General features: G+C 57.8%; 12 protein-coding genes, 2 tRNA genes and 1 other RNA gene. 5 read left to right on the forward strand and 10 right to left on the reverse strand.

Features of this window, described 5'->3' with window-relative positions; translation table 11 throughout:
* Positions 1-51: 51 nt before the first annotated feature.
* Positions 52-128: transfer RNA gene (locus FOM92_RS03980), tRNA-Pro, on the reverse strand.
* Positions 129-261: 133 nt separating this feature from the next.
* On the opposite strand from FOM92_RS03980, the gene thyA reads away from it, so the two are divergent.
* From thyA to FOM92_RS04000, 4 genes are all read left to right on the forward strand, one after another.
* On the forward strand, positions 262-1,194 hold the full coding sequence (thyA, locus tag FOM92_RS03985) for a thymidylate synthase (protein ID WP_143775472.1): 933 nt from the start codon (positions 262-264) through the stop codon (positions 1,192-1,194).
* Between the two features lie 111 nt (positions 1,195-1,305).
* Positions 1,306-2,592 (forward strand): 3-methyl-2-oxobutanoate dehydrogenase (2-methylpropanoyl-transferring) subunit alpha, encoded by a 1,287-nt coding sequence (locus tag FOM92_RS03990; protein ID WP_143775473.1) that lies wholly within the window; start codon positions 1,306-1,308, stop codon positions 2,590-2,592.
* Entirely contained in the window at positions 2,592-3,620 is a 1,029-nt protein-coding gene (locus tag FOM92_RS03995; protein ID WP_143775474.1) for an alpha-ketoacid dehydrogenase subunit beta, read from the forward strand. Before FOM92_RS03990 ends, FOM92_RS03995 begins: the two co-directional genes overlap by 1 nt.
* Positions 3,621-3,624: 4 nt before the next feature.
* Positions 3,625-4,887 carry a dihydrolipoamide acetyltransferase family protein gene (locus FOM92_RS04000; RefSeq protein ID WP_143775475.1) on the forward strand — a complete coding sequence of 421 codons (1,263 nt, stop codon included), beginning with the start codon at positions 3,625-3,627 and terminating at the stop codon, positions 4,885-4,887.
* On the opposite strand, the gene FOM92_RS04005 is transcribed toward FOM92_RS04000, so the two are convergent.
* The 4 genes from FOM92_RS04005 to FOM92_RS04020 all read right to left on the reverse strand — a co-directional run bounded on the left by FOM92_RS04005 (position 4,884) and on the right by FOM92_RS04020 (position 12,679).
* Positions 4,884-10,001, reverse strand: coding sequence for a hypothetical protein (locus FOM92_RS04005; protein ID WP_246087140.1), 5,118 nt, complete (start codon positions 9,999-10,001; stop codon positions 4,884-4,886). The two genes, FOM92_RS04000 and FOM92_RS04005, sit on opposite strands and share 4 nt — an antisense overlap.
* A gap of 18 nt (positions 10,002-10,019) precedes the next feature.
* Complete coding sequence (locus FOM92_RS04010) at positions 10,020-11,120, reverse strand: hypothetical protein (protein WP_143775476.1); 1,101 nt, start codon at positions 11,118-11,120, stop codon at positions 10,020-10,022.
* Between the two features lie 66 nt (positions 11,121-11,186).
* A complete protein-coding gene (locus tag FOM92_RS04015) occupies positions 11,187-11,663 on the reverse strand; it encodes a DUF11 domain-containing protein (RefSeq protein ID WP_143775477.1) in 477 nt (158 codons plus the stop codon).
* Positions 11,660-12,679, reverse strand: coding sequence for a hypothetical protein (locus FOM92_RS04020; RefSeq protein ID WP_246087141.1), 1,020 nt, complete (start codon positions 12,677-12,679; stop codon positions 11,660-11,662). The genes FOM92_RS04015 and FOM92_RS04020 overlap by 4 nt, the downstream gene beginning before the upstream one ends.
* A gap of 371 nt (positions 12,680-13,050) precedes the next feature.
* Between FOM92_RS04020 and FOM92_RS04025 the strand changes: the two genes are divergently transcribed.
* A tRNA-Asp gene (locus tag FOM92_RS04025) sits at positions 13,051-13,127 on the forward strand.
* A gap of 13 nt (positions 13,128-13,140) precedes the next feature.
* Here FOM92_RS04025 and FOM92_RS04030 read toward each other — a convergent pair.
* The 5 genes from FOM92_RS04030 to FOM92_RS04045 all read right to left on the reverse strand — a co-directional run bounded on the left by FOM92_RS04030 (position 13,141) and on the right by FOM92_RS04045 (position 14,669).
* On the reverse strand, positions 13,141-13,377 hold the full coding sequence (locus FOM92_RS04030) for a DUF2842 domain-containing protein (RefSeq protein ID WP_143775478.1): 237 nt from the start codon (positions 13,375-13,377) through the stop codon (positions 13,141-13,143).
* Positions 13,374-13,937 (reverse strand): 5-formyltetrahydrofolate cyclo-ligase, encoded by a 564-nt coding sequence (locus FOM92_RS04035; RefSeq protein ID WP_143775479.1) that lies wholly within the window; start codon positions 13,935-13,937, stop codon positions 13,374-13,376. Before FOM92_RS04035 ends, FOM92_RS04030 begins: the two co-directional genes overlap by 4 nt.
* A 32-nt stretch (positions 13,938-13,969) precedes the next feature.
* Positions 13,970-14,126: non-coding RNA, 6S RNA (ssrS, locus tag FOM92_RS16230), on the reverse strand.
* Positions 14,127-14,151: 25 nt separating this feature from the next.
* A complete protein-coding gene (locus FOM92_RS04040) occupies positions 14,152-14,478 on the reverse strand; it encodes a cell division protein ZapA (protein WP_143775480.1) in 327 nt (108 codons plus the stop codon).
* Positions 14,478-14,669 carry a hypothetical protein gene (locus FOM92_RS04045; protein ID WP_143775481.1) on the reverse strand — a complete coding sequence of 64 codons (192 nt, stop codon included), beginning with the start codon at positions 14,667-14,669 and terminating at the stop codon, positions 14,478-14,480. Before FOM92_RS04045 ends, FOM92_RS04040 begins: the two co-directional genes overlap by 1 nt.
* Positions 14,670-14,680: the final 11 nt, after the last annotated feature.

Genomic DNA, 14,680 nt, shown 5'->3' on the forward strand with positions numbered 1-14,680 from the left:
TTAAGGACGCGTTTGTAATTTGGTTAAAATCACCTTTTCGCGCCAAAAAATTGGTCGGGAAAAGAGGATTCGAACCTCCGGCCCCTGCCTCCCGAAGGCAGTGCTCTACCAGGCTGAGCTATTTCCCGACCGCGACCAAGAGTGGTTGAACACCACTGACCGCAGGCGGTGCCTATAGTCGTGCGATTTTGGGGTTTCAAGCCGAATATTGAACAGCATGGGGCGGTTGCCAGAATCGTTGCCGCGTTCTAGCGTCGCGCCATGGGAACAACGCCACATTATGAAGACCAATATCTTTCGCTGATGCGGAAGATATGGACCGAAGGCACGATCCAGAGGGACCGGACCGGCGTCGGAACACGCGCCCTTTTCGGCGCAATGATGCGGTTTTCCCTGGCCGACGATGCGATCCCGTTGCTGACAACCAAGCGCGTTTACTGGAAGACCGCGGCGCGTGAAATGCTGTGGTTTTTGACCGGAAACACCAATATCCGGCCGCTGCTGCAGCAAAATGTCCGGATATGGAGCGACTGGCCGCTCGACCGGTACCGGCGTGAGACCGGAAGCGATATCAGCCAGGAAGATTTCGAGGCAAAGATCGTAGAAAGCGCCGAATTTGCGGAGCAATGGGGCGATTTGGGGCCTGTATATGGCGCACAATGGGTGAACTGGCCGGTATATAAACCGGTGGGCGAGGGCCTTTTCCAGAAGATGGACAAGGGAATTGACCAGGTATCTGCTCTTGTCGACAGTCTCAAAAACAATCCGGGGTCGCGGCGCCACATTATCGAGGGCTGGAATGTGGCGGAACTCGAGAAAATGGCGCTGCCACCCTGTCATAAAACCTACCAGTTTCACGTCGCCGATGGGGTTTTGAGCTGCATCCTGTTTCAACGGTCCTGCGACCTCGGATTAGGCTTTGCTTTCAACGCGTTCTCCGCAGCACTTTTGACGCGAATGCTGGCGGCTGTGTGCGGATATCAGGCCGGCGAGCTGATCTGGCAGGGGGGCGATGTGCACCTTTACCTCAACCACAGCGATCTTGTGGAAGAACAATTGTCCCGCACCCCTTCGGGGGCGCCAAAGCTGAAGTTGCTGCGCACGCCGGATTCGATTTTTGATTTCCGGATCGAAGATTTCGAGGTTCTTGATTACACGCCGCAGGCACATATTTCCGCGCCTGTCGCCGTGTAAACAGCGTGATAGGTCAATAGTATTGACCTAAACCAATGCTTGAAATATTATAACAATCACGGACAATAAATTACCTGAGTCGTTCAGGAAGATACTGGCGGAGGAACAAGCATGGGGCAGTATAAACGGGATAATCTTGCGCCCTTGCAACTCCATGTTCCTGAACCGAAATTCCGTCCGGGCGACAAAGCCGATTTCAGTGATATCGTGATCCCGGAGGTCGACGCGATTCCGCGTCCCGACGAACATGCCGCGCCTGCGGATATTCACGGGCTTGCCTATGGGCTGGTGCGGGTGATGGGTGATGATGCCAAAGCGTCGGGTAGCTGGAACCCGGGGCTAAGCGCCGAAACGCTGCGGCTGATGCTGCGCAAGATGCTGACGCTGCGGGCGTTTGACGACCGCATGTTCCGCGCGCAAAGGCAGGGCAAGACCAGCTTTTACATGAAGTCCTACGGGGAAGAGGCAACATCGGTTGCGACCACCATGGCGTTGCACCGCGATGACATGTGTTTTCCGAGCTATCGCCAGCAAGGTATTCTTATTACACGTGATTATCCTCTGGTTGATATGATGAACCAGATTTATTCCAACCGTGGTGACCGGTTGAAGGGACGGCAATTGCCGATCATGTATTCGGCCAAGGATTACGGCTTTTTCAGCATTTCCGGGAATTTGACGACCCAATATCCGCAGGCGGTGGGTTGGGCGATGGCCTCGGCTTCGCGCGCGGACACACGGATCGCTGCGGTCTGGTGCGGAGATGGCTCGACCGCGGAAGGTGACTTCCACAGCGCCATGACCTTTGCGGCGGTCTATAACGCGCCGGTAATCTTCCAGGTCGTGAACAACCAATGGGCGATTTCGTCCTTTTCGGGCTTTGCCGGCAGCGAACGGACAACCTTTGCCGCACGTGCAATCGGCTACGGTATTGCGGGGCTGCGCGTGGACGGAAACGACGCACTGGCGGTTTACGCCGCGATGCAATGGGCGGCCAACCGCGCGCGGACGAACAACGGGCCAACGCTAATTGAATATTTCACCTATCGCGGGGAAGGGCATTCCACTTCCGATGATCCCAGCGCCTATCGCGCCGCGGAGGAATATGCCCTGTGGCCGCTGGGCGATCCGGTAGAACGGTTGAAGGCGCATCTGATCGCGCTGGACGAATGGAGCGATGCGCAGCATGAGGCGCTGGTCGCGGAATTGTCCGATGAAGTGAAGGCAAAGCAAAAGGAAGCCGAGCAGAATGGTATTTTGGGGCATGGCCTCCACCATCCGTTCGAAACCATGTTTGAAGATGTCTTCGAAGAAATGCCCGCCCATCTGAAGGAGCAATGCGCGCAGATGCTGGAAGAACAGCGCGACAAATTCGGCCCTGAATGGGAGGCGCGCTGATGTCCGGGGACTCCGTTAAAACCATGAACATGATCGAGGCGATCAACAGCGCGCTGGACGTGATGTTGGGCAAGGATCCCGATGTCGTCATCATGGGCGAAGATGTCGGCTATTTTGGCGGCGTATTCCGCGCGACGGCAGGATTGCAGAAAAAGCATGGCAAAACCCGGGTGTTCGATACACCAATCAGCGAATGCGGCATTATCGGCGTCGGTGTCGGCATGGCTGCCTATGGCTTGCGCCCCGTGCCGGAAATCCAGTTTGCCGACTATATCTACCCCGGCCTTGACCAGCTGGTCAGCGAGGCGGCACGGATGCGGTACCGTTCGGCCAATGACTTCATCTGTCCCATGACCGTGCGTTCGCCCTTTGGTGGCGGGATTTTCGGTGGCCAGACGCACAGCCAGAGCCCCGAAAGCCTGTTCACGCATGTTTGCGGGATCAAAACCGTCATTCCCGCGACGCCCTATGACGCAAAGGGTTTGCTGATTGCGGCGATCGAGGACAATGATCCGGTTGTCTTCTTTGAACCCAAACGCATCTATAACGGGCCATTCACCGGCTATTATGATCGCCCGGTCGAGCCCTGGTCCAAACATGACGGCAGCGCGGTTCCGGAGGGCTATTACCGCATCGACCTCGGCAAAGCGTCCATTGTGCGCGAAGGTCAGGCGGTTACGGTGCTGACCTACGGTACTATGGTGCACGTCGTAAAAGCCGTGGTCGCCGAACATGGCATTGATGCCGAGATTATCGACCTCAGGACTTTGCTGCCCCTCGACATCGATACGATCGAAGCTTCGGTCAAAAAGACGAGCCGCTGCATGGTCGTGCATGAAGCGACGCGGACCAGCGGTTTTGGGGCCGAGCTTTCGGCGCAGGTTCAGGAACGCTGCTTCTACCATCTGGAAGCTCCGGTCGAACGGGTGACCGGATTTGACACGCCTTATCCCCACAGCCTTGAATGGGCCTATTTCCCCGGACCGGTGCGCCTTGCCCGTGCGTTCGACAAGATCATGAAGGATTGAACTGATGGCCAAATTCACATTCAACCTGCCCGACATTGGCGAAGGCATTGCCGAGGCGGAGATCGTGGCCTGGCACGTCAAGGTGGGTGATCAGATTTCCGAAGACCAGCCGCTTGCCGATATGATGACCGACAAGGCTACCGTTGAAATGGAAAGCCCGGTCGCAGGTGTTGTGACACGGCTTGCGGGCGAGGCGGGCGATGTCATCGCCATTGGCTCCATGCTTGTGGAAATCGAAACGGTGACTGACGTCAGTGACGTCAGTCCGGCAGCAGACGCAAAAGCAGAAGAACCGGCCGCGGTTGCAACGGTCGAAGATGAAGTCCCGCAGGCACCCGAACCAGAGGCCGTTTCTGCTCCTCCTGTCGTGGAAAAGCCTCAAGAAACCTCAGTTTCCGAGCATCGCCCTGTGGTAACTGCATCACCTGCGGTCCGCGCGCGCGCGAAGGATCTCGGGGTTGATTTGACTGACGTCAAGGCGGCAGGCGGGCATGTTCGCCACGCCGATCTCGACGCCTATCTGAACTACGGATCGGGGCAGGGCTATCGTCCTGCACATAGTTCGGCAAAGCGTGATGACGAGGTGATCAAGGTAATCGGCATGCGCCGCCGGATTGCCGACAATATGGCCGCATCCAAGCGCCATATCCCGCACTTTACCTATGTCGAAGAAATCGACGTAACCGCCATCGAGGCCATGCGTGCGGACCTGAATGATAACCGCGGGACGAAGCCGAAGCTGACACTTTTGCCGATGCTGATCGTGGCTATTTGCAAAACAATTCCGCAATTTCCGATGCTTAATGCCCGTTTCGATGATGAGGCCGGCGTTGTTACGCGGCACGGATCGGTGCATCTGGGCATGGCAACGCAAACGCAGGCCGGTCTGATGGTTCCGGTTATCCGTGATGCGCAGGACAAGAATATCTGGCAATTAGCGAGTGAAATCAGTCGTTTGGCGGACGCAGCGCGCAATGGTACTGCAAAAAGCGAGGAGCTTTCCGGTTCCACCTTGACGATCACGTCCCTCGGCCCGCTTGGTGGCATTGCGACAACGCCCGTCATCAACCGTCCGGAAGTGGCCATCATCGGGCCCAACAAGATTGTCGAGCGGCCGATGTTCGTCGGCGACAGCATCGAGGTACGCAAGCTTATGAACCTGTCGATCAGTTGCGATCACCGGGTCGTCGATGGCTGGGATGCGGCAAGCTATGTGCAGGCGCTCAAAAAACTAATCGAAACGCCGGTTCTGCTGTTCGCCGATTAGAATTTGAGACCGGCAAGGCTGGTCTGGTCGAACTTCAGCTTGAAGGTGACGAAAGGTCCGCTGCGTGTGTAGCGGCTTTCTTCAAAATCGCGGTCTTCGAAGCCGACGACATTGTAGCCGAGCGAAATATTGGCGTTCTTGAAGGGTGTGACGGTCAGGACCGGACCACCTGAATAGGCGATATTCTTGCCATTAGTGCCGATGCGGACAGTACCGGCGGCACCGATATCGGCAACGTCGCTCAGGTCGAATTTCAGGTCGGCGCCAAAAACATTGCTCCAACCTTTGACATCATCCAGTCCGAAACGGTCGGTGGCATAGCGCGTACCCCAGAAGAAGGCATATTCACCGCGCTCGATAAAGCTGCCGTCACGTTCGTCGATGGGCGTGTAGTTGATCGACAGGCTGTTGATGACCCGGCGCGATTTGGCATCGCCATCGATGTTGAGCGGTGCGCCGCCAATGGGTCCGGCTTCACCGGCCACGGCATCGCGCACGGCGTCATAACGGAACTCGGTTTTATTCAGGATCGACCACTGGCTTTCGGCGGGACGGTGTGCCCAGCTGATTTCGGCCTGGGCCGTGGTGGTCGAGGCACCGGCCTTTTCATTGGCGCGGAACCAGCTGAAAGCACCGCCGACAGCGCGGCCTTCGCCGATCTGGCGGAGGACAGCCGTCGTGAAGCCATAACGGTTTGTGGTTTCGCCATCGCGATATTCGGCCCGGCCCGTCCAGCTCCAGCGATCGCCGCGATAGGTTGCCCCGGCGGTAATGGCGGTGAAATCTTCCGTCAGGCTGCTGTCGCTGCCCAGGAAGCCGCCCGATGCAACAGGCTGCAGCGGATTGACCACATCGGCACGGCTGAAACCGCCCAGGGTCTTGTTACCGTCCAGCGTCACGTCCGCAGACCATTTCTCGCTGATCCGGAACGATTGGGCGAGGCCATAGGCCGCGAAGGTGCGGGGACCGAATTCGGTAATCTGCTGCTGGTTCGCGCTGGCGAGGATGCGGCCACCCGCCCAGGGGGCAACGTCAAATCCAAGCCGTGCGGTGCGGGCATTGATATTTTCGCCCTTGGCAATTTCATAACCGGCGACAAGTGCGACGTCGGAACGCGCGGCGTAGCGTGCGGACACGCTATGGCGGGCAGGGAAGTCGACGCTTTCGTCCTGATCGCTCAGGGCGAATTCGGTCTGGCCGGAAAGCTCCAGCTTGCCATCCAGCAAACGCTGCGACGCGCCAAGTTTGACCAGGGTCGACACATTGGTTGTACCATCGGCCAGCTTGTCATTGGCATGCGTCAAACCGGCGCGTAGCGTTGTGTCGCCGTCGCGATATTCCAGTTCGCCAATGGCGGCACGGCGGCGGGCGTCGTCCCCGAAAAATTCTTCCTGATAAGCAAGGAGCGAGGCGGAGAGCTTCTCGGTTAGGCGCAAGCGGCCGTCGACACCGAATTTGCGGGTGCCAATTTCCGAGCGGTTGATCTGGCCCACGCCAAAACCTGCCTGCTGTTCGCGGACATAGGCAAGAACATCGAACTTCTCGTCATGATGCTCGGCTTCGATCAGCCATGCGGTCGCGCCGCCCGATGTGGCTTCTGCGGTCTTGGCTTCACCGGAAGAGCCTGCAAATTCGGCGCGGATTTCGGTGCCGGTCGCAGGGCGGTAGATCAGATCCGCGCCAAGCAGGTCGGTCTTGGCGGTATCGCTTTCGTCGTGGATGCCCGTTGCCGCGATCTGCAGCTTTTCATCGGCGCTCTTCCAGCGGACGCGTCCACCAGCGTTGGCGACACGCTTGCCAATGCCGTCGACCTCATATTCGGCGATGATGAACTGGGGATCCAGTCCGCTGCCGCGCGAGAGGATAGGCTCGCGGAAGCGCAGCGTGCCGGCCAGATAGTCAATGTCATAGTCGATATGCCGGAACAAAGATTTGCGGTCGATGATGCGGTCGGAACGCAGGCGGTCGCGTGTTTCCAGCGTGATCCGCTCGCTGTTCGCAACGATATCACGGGCGCCGAGTGCATAGGGGCCCGACAGACCATTGCCCTGTATTTCGTCACGGCGATAGCGTGTGGGCGTATCGGAACCAAAGGCGGTCGCCTGAATGGCATCGTTGCGATATTCGGCCTTCACGCCATTGAAGGCGCGCTGGTACCGTGCAAGCTCGGGCTCGTCGATGCCGGTCTGGTAATCGCCAAACAACGCGTAGAATTGTGGCCGCTCCAGCTTCAGATACAGGCGGCGGACCGACGCGGCATCGTAACGCTGGTCGGTGCGGTCGGCATAGATTGTGTAGTAACGACGCGGATCGATCACACCGGCAAAGCGGGTCTGATCCTCTTTCTTGTCGGTATCATAGGCCATGGTCATCAACCATTTGCCCGTGACGCGGCCCTTCGCATAAAGCGCGATACGGCCGTCGACATTGATGGGATCTTCGTCACCCACCTGTTCTTCAAGACCTTCTTCAAGCTTGTTGAAGCCGATGGTGCCGGCGGCAAAGCCCACGACGGTCCAGGGGCGATCACCCGGATCGAGCCAGGTTTCGACGCGCTGTTCGCGGCGCACTTCGCCATCGACAAAGTTGAAGCTGATGGCCAGCGACCCCGATGCGGTTGTGGGTTCGAGTTCGATATAGGCGATACCGTTGTCGCCATGCACGCGCCATACGGGCGCGGCGCGCTCCAGGCCGGACAATTGGCGTGCCTGTTCGGCATCGACTTCTACGGCAGGGCGATAAGGCTCAGTGACGCTGAAATCGCCGACAGCGCCATGCTGGATCGGTTTGCCCAAACGGTCGGTCAGGCGCACGGCGATGCGGGGACGTGTCACCCCATCGGCGAGCAAGATCGACTGGTCTTTCAGGAACTGCGCGCGCATCGGTGCGTGGGCAAAATAGACGTCACGCTCAAGCGTTTCGACAACCGTGCCGGACGCATCCTTGATTTTCGCGGTCAGTTTCGTGGTGCCGTCCTCGATGCCAACGCCGCGCCAGATGGCAACCTGAACCTGGCCATCGGTGCTTTTCTTCGTTCCATCATAGTTCAGCGCGTCAACCTTTTTGCCATTTGTGTACAGCTCGACGGTCTGGCCCGGGCGGTATTTGACAGCAACGCGGATCGATTTGACGCGAGGATTCTGGTCGGTTGCGGGATACAGGAAACCGGTACCGGGCTCCTGTCCGGCCACCCAGTCGCGGTCTGCGCCCGCAGCTTCGGGATCGCTCAGCACCGGCGGCAGCGGTATGGCATTGATGCGGCTATCCGTACGCGGCGCGGTCTCGACAGCGCGGAAATCAGCGCGTTTCAGGGCGCCGCCGCGTCCTTCGACAAAGCGGGAGATGGCGCTGCCTGCGCTGCGCGTATTCTGCGCGCAATCGACCGGCGCCTGGTTTGGCGGGAAGCTTGTTGGGTCGACTTGAACGACATGAATCCCGGGGATCAGCCCTTCGAAATGGTAACGCCCATCGATGTCGGTGACGGTATAGGTTCCGTCCTGCAGCATCACGCGAACGCCCGCTATCCCCTTGGCTTTGCGGGGGTCTATGGTGCATCCGCCTTCGGTCACGCGGCCAACCAGTGTGAAGCGTTCGCTGATGCCGTCGCGAATGATCCGCACGGCGGCGTCGGCCTGTTCGCTGGCTGCGCCGCGATTGTCGCGCGCGATGGCAAGGTTGATGGCATTTCCGGGCCGTGCATCCTGCCGCACCTCGGCAAGATAGGTCAGCAGACCCGATCCGCCACCGGTCAAAGGCGGGAGTGCGACCGAGAAACTGCTGCCGTCCGGCGCAATAGTTGGCGTTATCGCAACACCCTGATATCGCACGCTATTTTGGCGCAAACGCATTGCGTTCGGCAATTGGTCGGTGATCGTCACCGGCCCTGTGTTCCGGATTCGGTCGGTGTTGCGGACCTCGACACGATATTGCACCACGTCGCCAGGCGTCGCATTTACCGTGGAAGTCGTCTTTCGAAGGGACAACACGCCGCCGGGTCGATCCAGCGGGATGTCAATGCGCACAGGCGCGGGGTCGGACAAGGTGATTGTCCCCCCATAGGAGCCCGGTGCAATGACAAATTGCCCCCCGTCGGGCCGTGTCAGCGTCGCCAGTTCGGGCGGCGTGGCCTGCGACGGGAACGTATAGGGTCCCGGAGGCGTGACAATGAGCCTGTAGGTTCCTTGTCGCAAGAATGGGAAGCGGTAAAATCCTGTTGTAAAAGGATAAATTCTGCCGCTACCGTCGGTTACGGTGCTTCCCGTCACGATTGTGTTGGGGAAGGAGGAGACGCCATCGTCCCCGAAAACAGATGCAGGTGCACCTGTGGCTGCATCGACAATTGTCACTGTCGTGCCATCGACAGGCGCGCCATCGCCACTGTCGAATGTCAATCCAAAGGGATCGACCAGAATTTCCACCTCGGCATCGCCCAAGCGATTGCCGGTCGTCGTATCGTCGAATTCGACGTTGACGGTATCACCCGGATTCACCGAAAGGACGCAATCGCCCTGCACGGGAACCGGCGGGATTGCGCGTGTATTGATGAAACCGAGGAAACGGCCGCTATTTGCAGCCGATTCGGTGAGCGTAATGCGCTCCCGATCGCCCGCAGGCGTCACTACGACCACTTCAAAGCTGTCGATGGCCGCAGCATTCAGATTTTTTGCCGCTGACTCCATCTGTATGACCAGTGGTTCGCCGGCGCGGATCGCCGTTGCGGGCACCAGGCTGGCCGGTGACGTGCTCAAACCTGCATAAACGCCTTCAAAACGGACGGGCGATGGCCCGTTGCTGCCCGTACAGATCGTTGTGGGCAGATTTGCGCTTGATGCGTCGGGCGCATTGGAAAATCGCAACAAAGTGAGCGATGTTGTTGGCACAGGTGCGGGTTCAACCGCAAATTGCACCGTATTTGATGTCCGTGACAGCCGCTGTGCACCTGCATCCCACTCGACAGTGGCGGTGTTGGTGATGATTTGCGGCGTCGTTTGCGCGGACGCGGGTAGGCTGGCGACAGGAAGAGCAAATCCTGTCGCCAGCACACCGGCGGCTTGCATAATGAAGTTGGTTAATGGTCGCATTGGGGAAAAGGGCGACGCCGACAAAAGCCGCACGCCGCCCTCCTCTTTCTCTTAGTTGATGATGGCGCGGAAAATAAGCGCGCTGGAGCTGCCTCCACTGAGGTTATTCAACGTGCCTGCCACTGTCTTGGATACTGAATCAAAGCTGCCCGCATCTGTGTCTACGGCATCGGACACACCGGTTCCCCCAGAACAGGTTTGGTTGATACCAGGGTTTGTCACCGTACCGTTTACGCGCAGCGAACCGGTCTTAAACGCCATAGTGGCCGGGACGACGTCCGAAATATTGATGTTGGTCGCCTGTGCACCGCCAACCGCGTTCGCCACAGAGATACAGTATTCGACCTCTGCTCCGGGAACCGACTTAAAATTGCTGGAGCTGACGCCGTCGTCGACGACCACGCTAGATTTGAAGACGCTGAGGACGGCAGCAGAAACAGTGTAATCGTCCGTTGCGACGTCGATACCATCACGAGCAATCGAAGTGCCGCCGTTTCCAGTTTTTGCGGTGTCGGCGAAGATGGTTTCCATCGTCAACGCAGCGTTTACCGTCGCGTCGGTTGCCGGAGTTATTAATGTTGTGCCAACGGATTCACGTACTTCTGCGGACAATGATATGCCAGCGACTTGACCGTTCGTAGCGGTCAACGGTATGTCACCAACAACCAAAATCGTCGTCGATTGGTCCACCCCGAGATCGTCGATAGTTAGCGTTCCCGTTGCGGCGCTATCACAGACGTTGTCGGTGTTGTTGTCGCGGCATACTAATAAGTTGGTCACATCGAATGCATCCGTCCCACCATGAGCTGCAGTGCCGCCAGCCAACTGCGATGGTGTAACAACAAAATCAAACACGGCGTTTGAGTTATTGGTCAAAATAAAGGTTGTATTTCTAGCGGTTTGTCCAGGACTCACCGTTGTCGTTCCAGTCGGCGCCTTTTCTTCGAGCGTGAATAGGACTTTACGGTCTACTCGAAACTCGTCGAAAGCGGTCTGCTGCGATTGCGACACGCCGCCGACTTGGAAATTGACGTTTACTGTATTGGTAATCAAGGTATTTGATGCCGTACCACCAGCAAATGCGGGTGCAGCGCACAGCATTGCCAAAGATACGCCAGATGATGTGACGAGCAGTTTAAGCTTACTGGTCATGGCTTTTACTCCTGTTGCAATTTATGGACCGCGCCCACTCCGCCGCGGTCGAAACGGTTTCGGGTGTCACTTGACGACTCCCCGAAATATCAATTTGCCTTCCGCCCCAACGGTCAGCGGTTGATTCAGATTCCACTTCAAGTGGGTGACATCGCTGCGCAGCGCGGGACGGGTCGTTCCGTCCGCCTTCGCCACGCGCAGATTGCCGAGAATTCCCCAGTTCTTGCCGCCGTCGACCGAAACAATTTCCAGTCCGTCCGACGTGCCATCAAATTTGACGGCAGCGGGCAGGGGGTTGGTGACCACAAAATTGCTCGCGGTCTCGGTACCGACATTTTTATACTTTACGACAAACACCAGACTATCGCCCGGTGTGACGAGGGTCGGCTTTTCCAGCGTTACTTTCTTGGTCCCGTCCGCACGCTCGGTCTGGCGTTCGACATAAACGTCGCTCGTCAGTTGAAGGGGCGTTGCCGCAAATGCAGAACTCGCGCCGGTAAGCGCGAGCAATGCAGTGAAGTTGGTTTTGAGAGATTTCATCATGGAATCAGAACCCTGAAGGTGACTGTGCGTGTCTGGCCCGCCGGGACATTGCCCGCCGCGACCGTAATGCTTGTGCCGGTAAAGGCGCCTGCGTCGGCGTCGGCGGCGTCAGTCAATGCTGCCGCCTCCAACGTGATCGTGCCGGTCTGGTATTGCGATCCGACCGGAATGGGGTCGGTGATGACCAGATTGTTCATGGTACCCGTGCCCGATACCGTTGCGACCAGGCTGTAGGTGACAACAGCGCCTGGAACAGGACGGTTGCCACCAAAGGGATCCAGGATCGTTGCGGATTTCAGCAATACAACCGAGGTGGCGCGCACTGCGAGGAAACCGTTGGCCGTGGCTTGTGCGGTGGTCGAACCTACAACGGCATTGCCGCCGCCCTGACCTGCACCTGCAAAGCTGGTGCCGGGGGTGCCGGTACCGGTGCGTGCAACGGCATTCAGGCTGACATTGGCGCGGTTGGTGTCAACAACGCCCGCAGGGGTCGTCGTGATCACGAATACCGTCACGCTCTGGTCCGGAGCGATGACGGGATCGTTGACGCCAGAGGTATAGACCGTGTCCACACCTGCATCGAAGACACCGTTATTGTTCGTATCGATAACGATCTGCTGCAATGTGGGGTCAAAGTCATCGCCGCCATTTGCAACATTGGCGGTCAGGCCAAATGCTTCATCGCCATTGCCGGTATTGGTGATCCGGAATGTCTGCACATTTCCGGTTGCACCAGGTGACGTGGTGACGTCGCCGGGGTCGGTCGAGGCAACCGTGACGTCAAGCAGTTCGTCGACCTTGATCACGACCGTGTTCGACTGGATCGTGACAGGTCCACCTGCTGTATCGAATGTTGCCGAAGCAATATTCTGGATGTCGGTTCCAGCCAACGTACCTGCCGCATGGGCAGGGTTGGCCGACAAAGTGGCGGCGAGGATGCATGACGTCAGCAGCGCGGTTGCGATGCTGTGACGTCCCGTATCAAGGCGATGCCGAAGGAGTTTTCTGGTCTTCATCGCGCACCTTATGCCGCAATAACGTCAAGAAACCGTTAATTGCGAGTCCCTCGGTTAACCACCTTAATATATTGAAAAACATAGATAAACGCTTGCTGCAAACGGTAACAATTTGTAAAATCGTAAAAAACTATAACTATAGTTATAGCACAGGACGTCGTGACGTCAAATACCCTTGCAAAGGGGCGGTAATCTCAGGTTTCAGGACGTTGCGGGCAGGGGTGTTTTGACCGGAAATAGGGTGTCAAAATTTTGACATCTGGCCCGCGATCAAAGCCATTTTTGTTTCAATCGGCAGCAATTTTCAGAATAGCTACAAAGGGCGTTGACAGAATCTGTCCCCGCTTCTAGTGCGCCTCCACCGCAAGTTAGCGGGTGTAGCTCAGTTGGTTAGAGCGCCGGCCTGTCACGCCGGAGGTCGCGGGTTCGAGCCCCGTCACTCGCGCCACTTCCCTTGTTTGTTAAACCTCGGGAGGTGCGCTGAACGACCCTGTCTCGATCCAGATGAGCAGCGGCCTTAGCGGCGCAATCCACACAATTCCCGCAATCAGATAGATGATCGCCTGCGCCAATATGTGCAATTGGCCGATATATTCCGACGCGCTGACGACAAGCACGGCCCAGATCAGTATGATTGCCAATATGGCGAACATTCCGACAGGTTTGCGCCACGATGGCGGGTTTGCGGGCTTGGTCATGCGCTTATCCAGGATTTTTCGGTCAAAACGGCGTTCAGCGGCATGTCCCACGGATCGTGAGGCAGGGCCGGTGCATGTTGTATGGACCATGCCAGGCCGACGGCAAAGCTGTTTTCGAGCAGGCTCAGCGCGCGGTCATAATGGCCGGCACCCTGTCCCAGCCGCATCAGATGGTCGTCAAACGCCACCAAGGGGACCAGCAAGACATCCGGCCGAAGCGATTCCGCCTCGGCAACCGGTTGCATCAGGCCAAAAGGTCCTTCGATCAGCGGATCGCCCGGCGCCCAGCGTAAAAAGCGCATAGGCGCGGCTTTGGAAACAATATGGGGCAGGGCGATGATGCATCCCTGTTCATGCGCCTGCACGAGCAAACGTGACGGATCGGCTTCCGAGCCCAGGGCGACATAGCCCGCCAGAATCACATTCGGCTTTAAATGTGCATTCAAAAGGCCGGGGATACGGGAAAAGGACAGGTCACGGTCATTATCGGTCAGCTGCCCGACATAATCGTCCCTCAATTTCCGGAAATGTGCGCGCTGTGTCTTTTTGCCGTCTACCATGTCCACAGCATCATTGTCCCTTCAAAGGGGTTAGCGGAACCACAATGGGTCGTTTCCCGGAATATCCTCTGACGCCAAAACGTCAGGTGGGCGCCGTTTAGTCCGGACCAGGGCCCGGACAGGGACAGCTCCCTTAGATAATGAATCGCCTCAGGGATGTTCTCATCAGTTCGTGCCGTGCAGTCCCGCCACGACCCATATAGGCGCTGTGCACCTATACCTCAAGCCTATCCGCAAGCGCCTCAAGCCGGTCGGCAAGTTTATCCAGCGTGGCAAGCGCCTGTTCATAGCTGTTGCTGTCATTGGCGTCGGCATGTGATGCGCCGCCAGATCCCGCGGCCCTGCTGTCCTGCAGCTTATCGGCGAGCAGCAAGGCGGAAAATAAAAGCAGCCGGCTTTCGTTCAGGCCGCCCGAAGCGCCGCCCGCCTCGCGCGCCATTTCATCGACCATATTACCCAATGTCTGCAGGCGCGGTTCTTCGCCATCTTTACAGGTTACGATATATTCGCGGCCAGCGACCATCAAACGTACGTCGGCCATCAGCTCGTGCGCCCTGCAAGAATATCTTCGATCGCGCCAATTGCGGCGCGTGTCTCTGCTTTCAGCTTCTCATGCCGTTCCAGCAAGTCGGAATCGGGTGCCGCGGACGGACCGCCGGACGGAATCCGTTCCAGCCGCGAAAGAGCCCGCTCAATCCGGCCTATGGTCAAAATTAGTTGTTGCTGGGGCATATGTTACTCCC

Origin of the sequence: Sphingorhabdus contaminans (assembly GCF_007280415.1) — a bacterium.
In the GTDB taxonomy this organism is placed as follows: domain Bacteria; phylum Pseudomonadota; class Alphaproteobacteria; order Sphingomonadales; family Sphingomonadaceae; genus Sphingorhabdus_B; species Sphingorhabdus_B contaminans.

Excerpts from the sequence above, each read along its gene's own strand:
- FOM92_RS04000 (WP_143775475.1), top strand. The coding sequence starts at position 3,625 with ATGGCCAAATTCACATTCAACCTGCCCGACATTGGCGAAGGCATTGCC.
- FOM92_RS04015 (WP_143775477.1), bottom strand. The coding sequence starts at position 11,663 with ATGATGAAATCTCTCAAAACCAACTTCACTGCATTGCTCGCGCTTACC.
- FOM92_RS03990 (WP_143775473.1), top strand. The coding sequence starts at position 1,306 with ATGGGGCAGTATAAACGGGATAATCTTGCGCCCTTGCAACTCCATGTT.
- FOM92_RS03995 (WP_143775474.1), top strand. The coding sequence starts at position 2,592 with ATGTCCGGGGACTCCGTTAAAACCATGAACATGATCGAGGCGATCAAC.
- FOM92_RS04020 (WP_246087141.1), bottom strand. The coding sequence starts at position 12,679 with ATGAAGACCAGAAAACTCCTTCGGCATCGCCTTGATACGGGACGTCAC.
- thyA (WP_143775472.1), top strand. The coding sequence starts at position 262 with ATGGGAACAACGCCACATTATGAAGACCAATATCTTTCGCTGATGCGG.
- FOM92_RS04030 (WP_143775478.1), bottom strand. The coding sequence starts at position 13,377 with ATGACCAAGCCCGCAAACCCGCCATCGTGGCGCAAACCTGTCGGAATG.
- FOM92_RS04040 (WP_143775480.1), bottom strand. The coding sequence starts at position 14,478 with ATGGCCGACGTACGTTTGATGGTCGCTGGCCGCGAATATATCGTAACC.
- FOM92_RS04035 (WP_143775479.1), bottom strand. The coding sequence starts at position 13,937 with ATGGTAGACGGCAAAAAGACACAGCGCGCACATTTCCGGAAATTGAGG.
- FOM92_RS04045 (WP_143775481.1), bottom strand. The coding sequence starts at position 14,669 with ATGCCCCAGCAACAACTAATTTTGACCATAGGCCGGATTGAGCGGGCT.
- FOM92_RS04010 (WP_143775476.1), bottom strand. The coding sequence starts at position 11,120 with ATGACCAGTAAGCTTAAACTGCTCGTCACATCATCTGGCGTATCTTTG.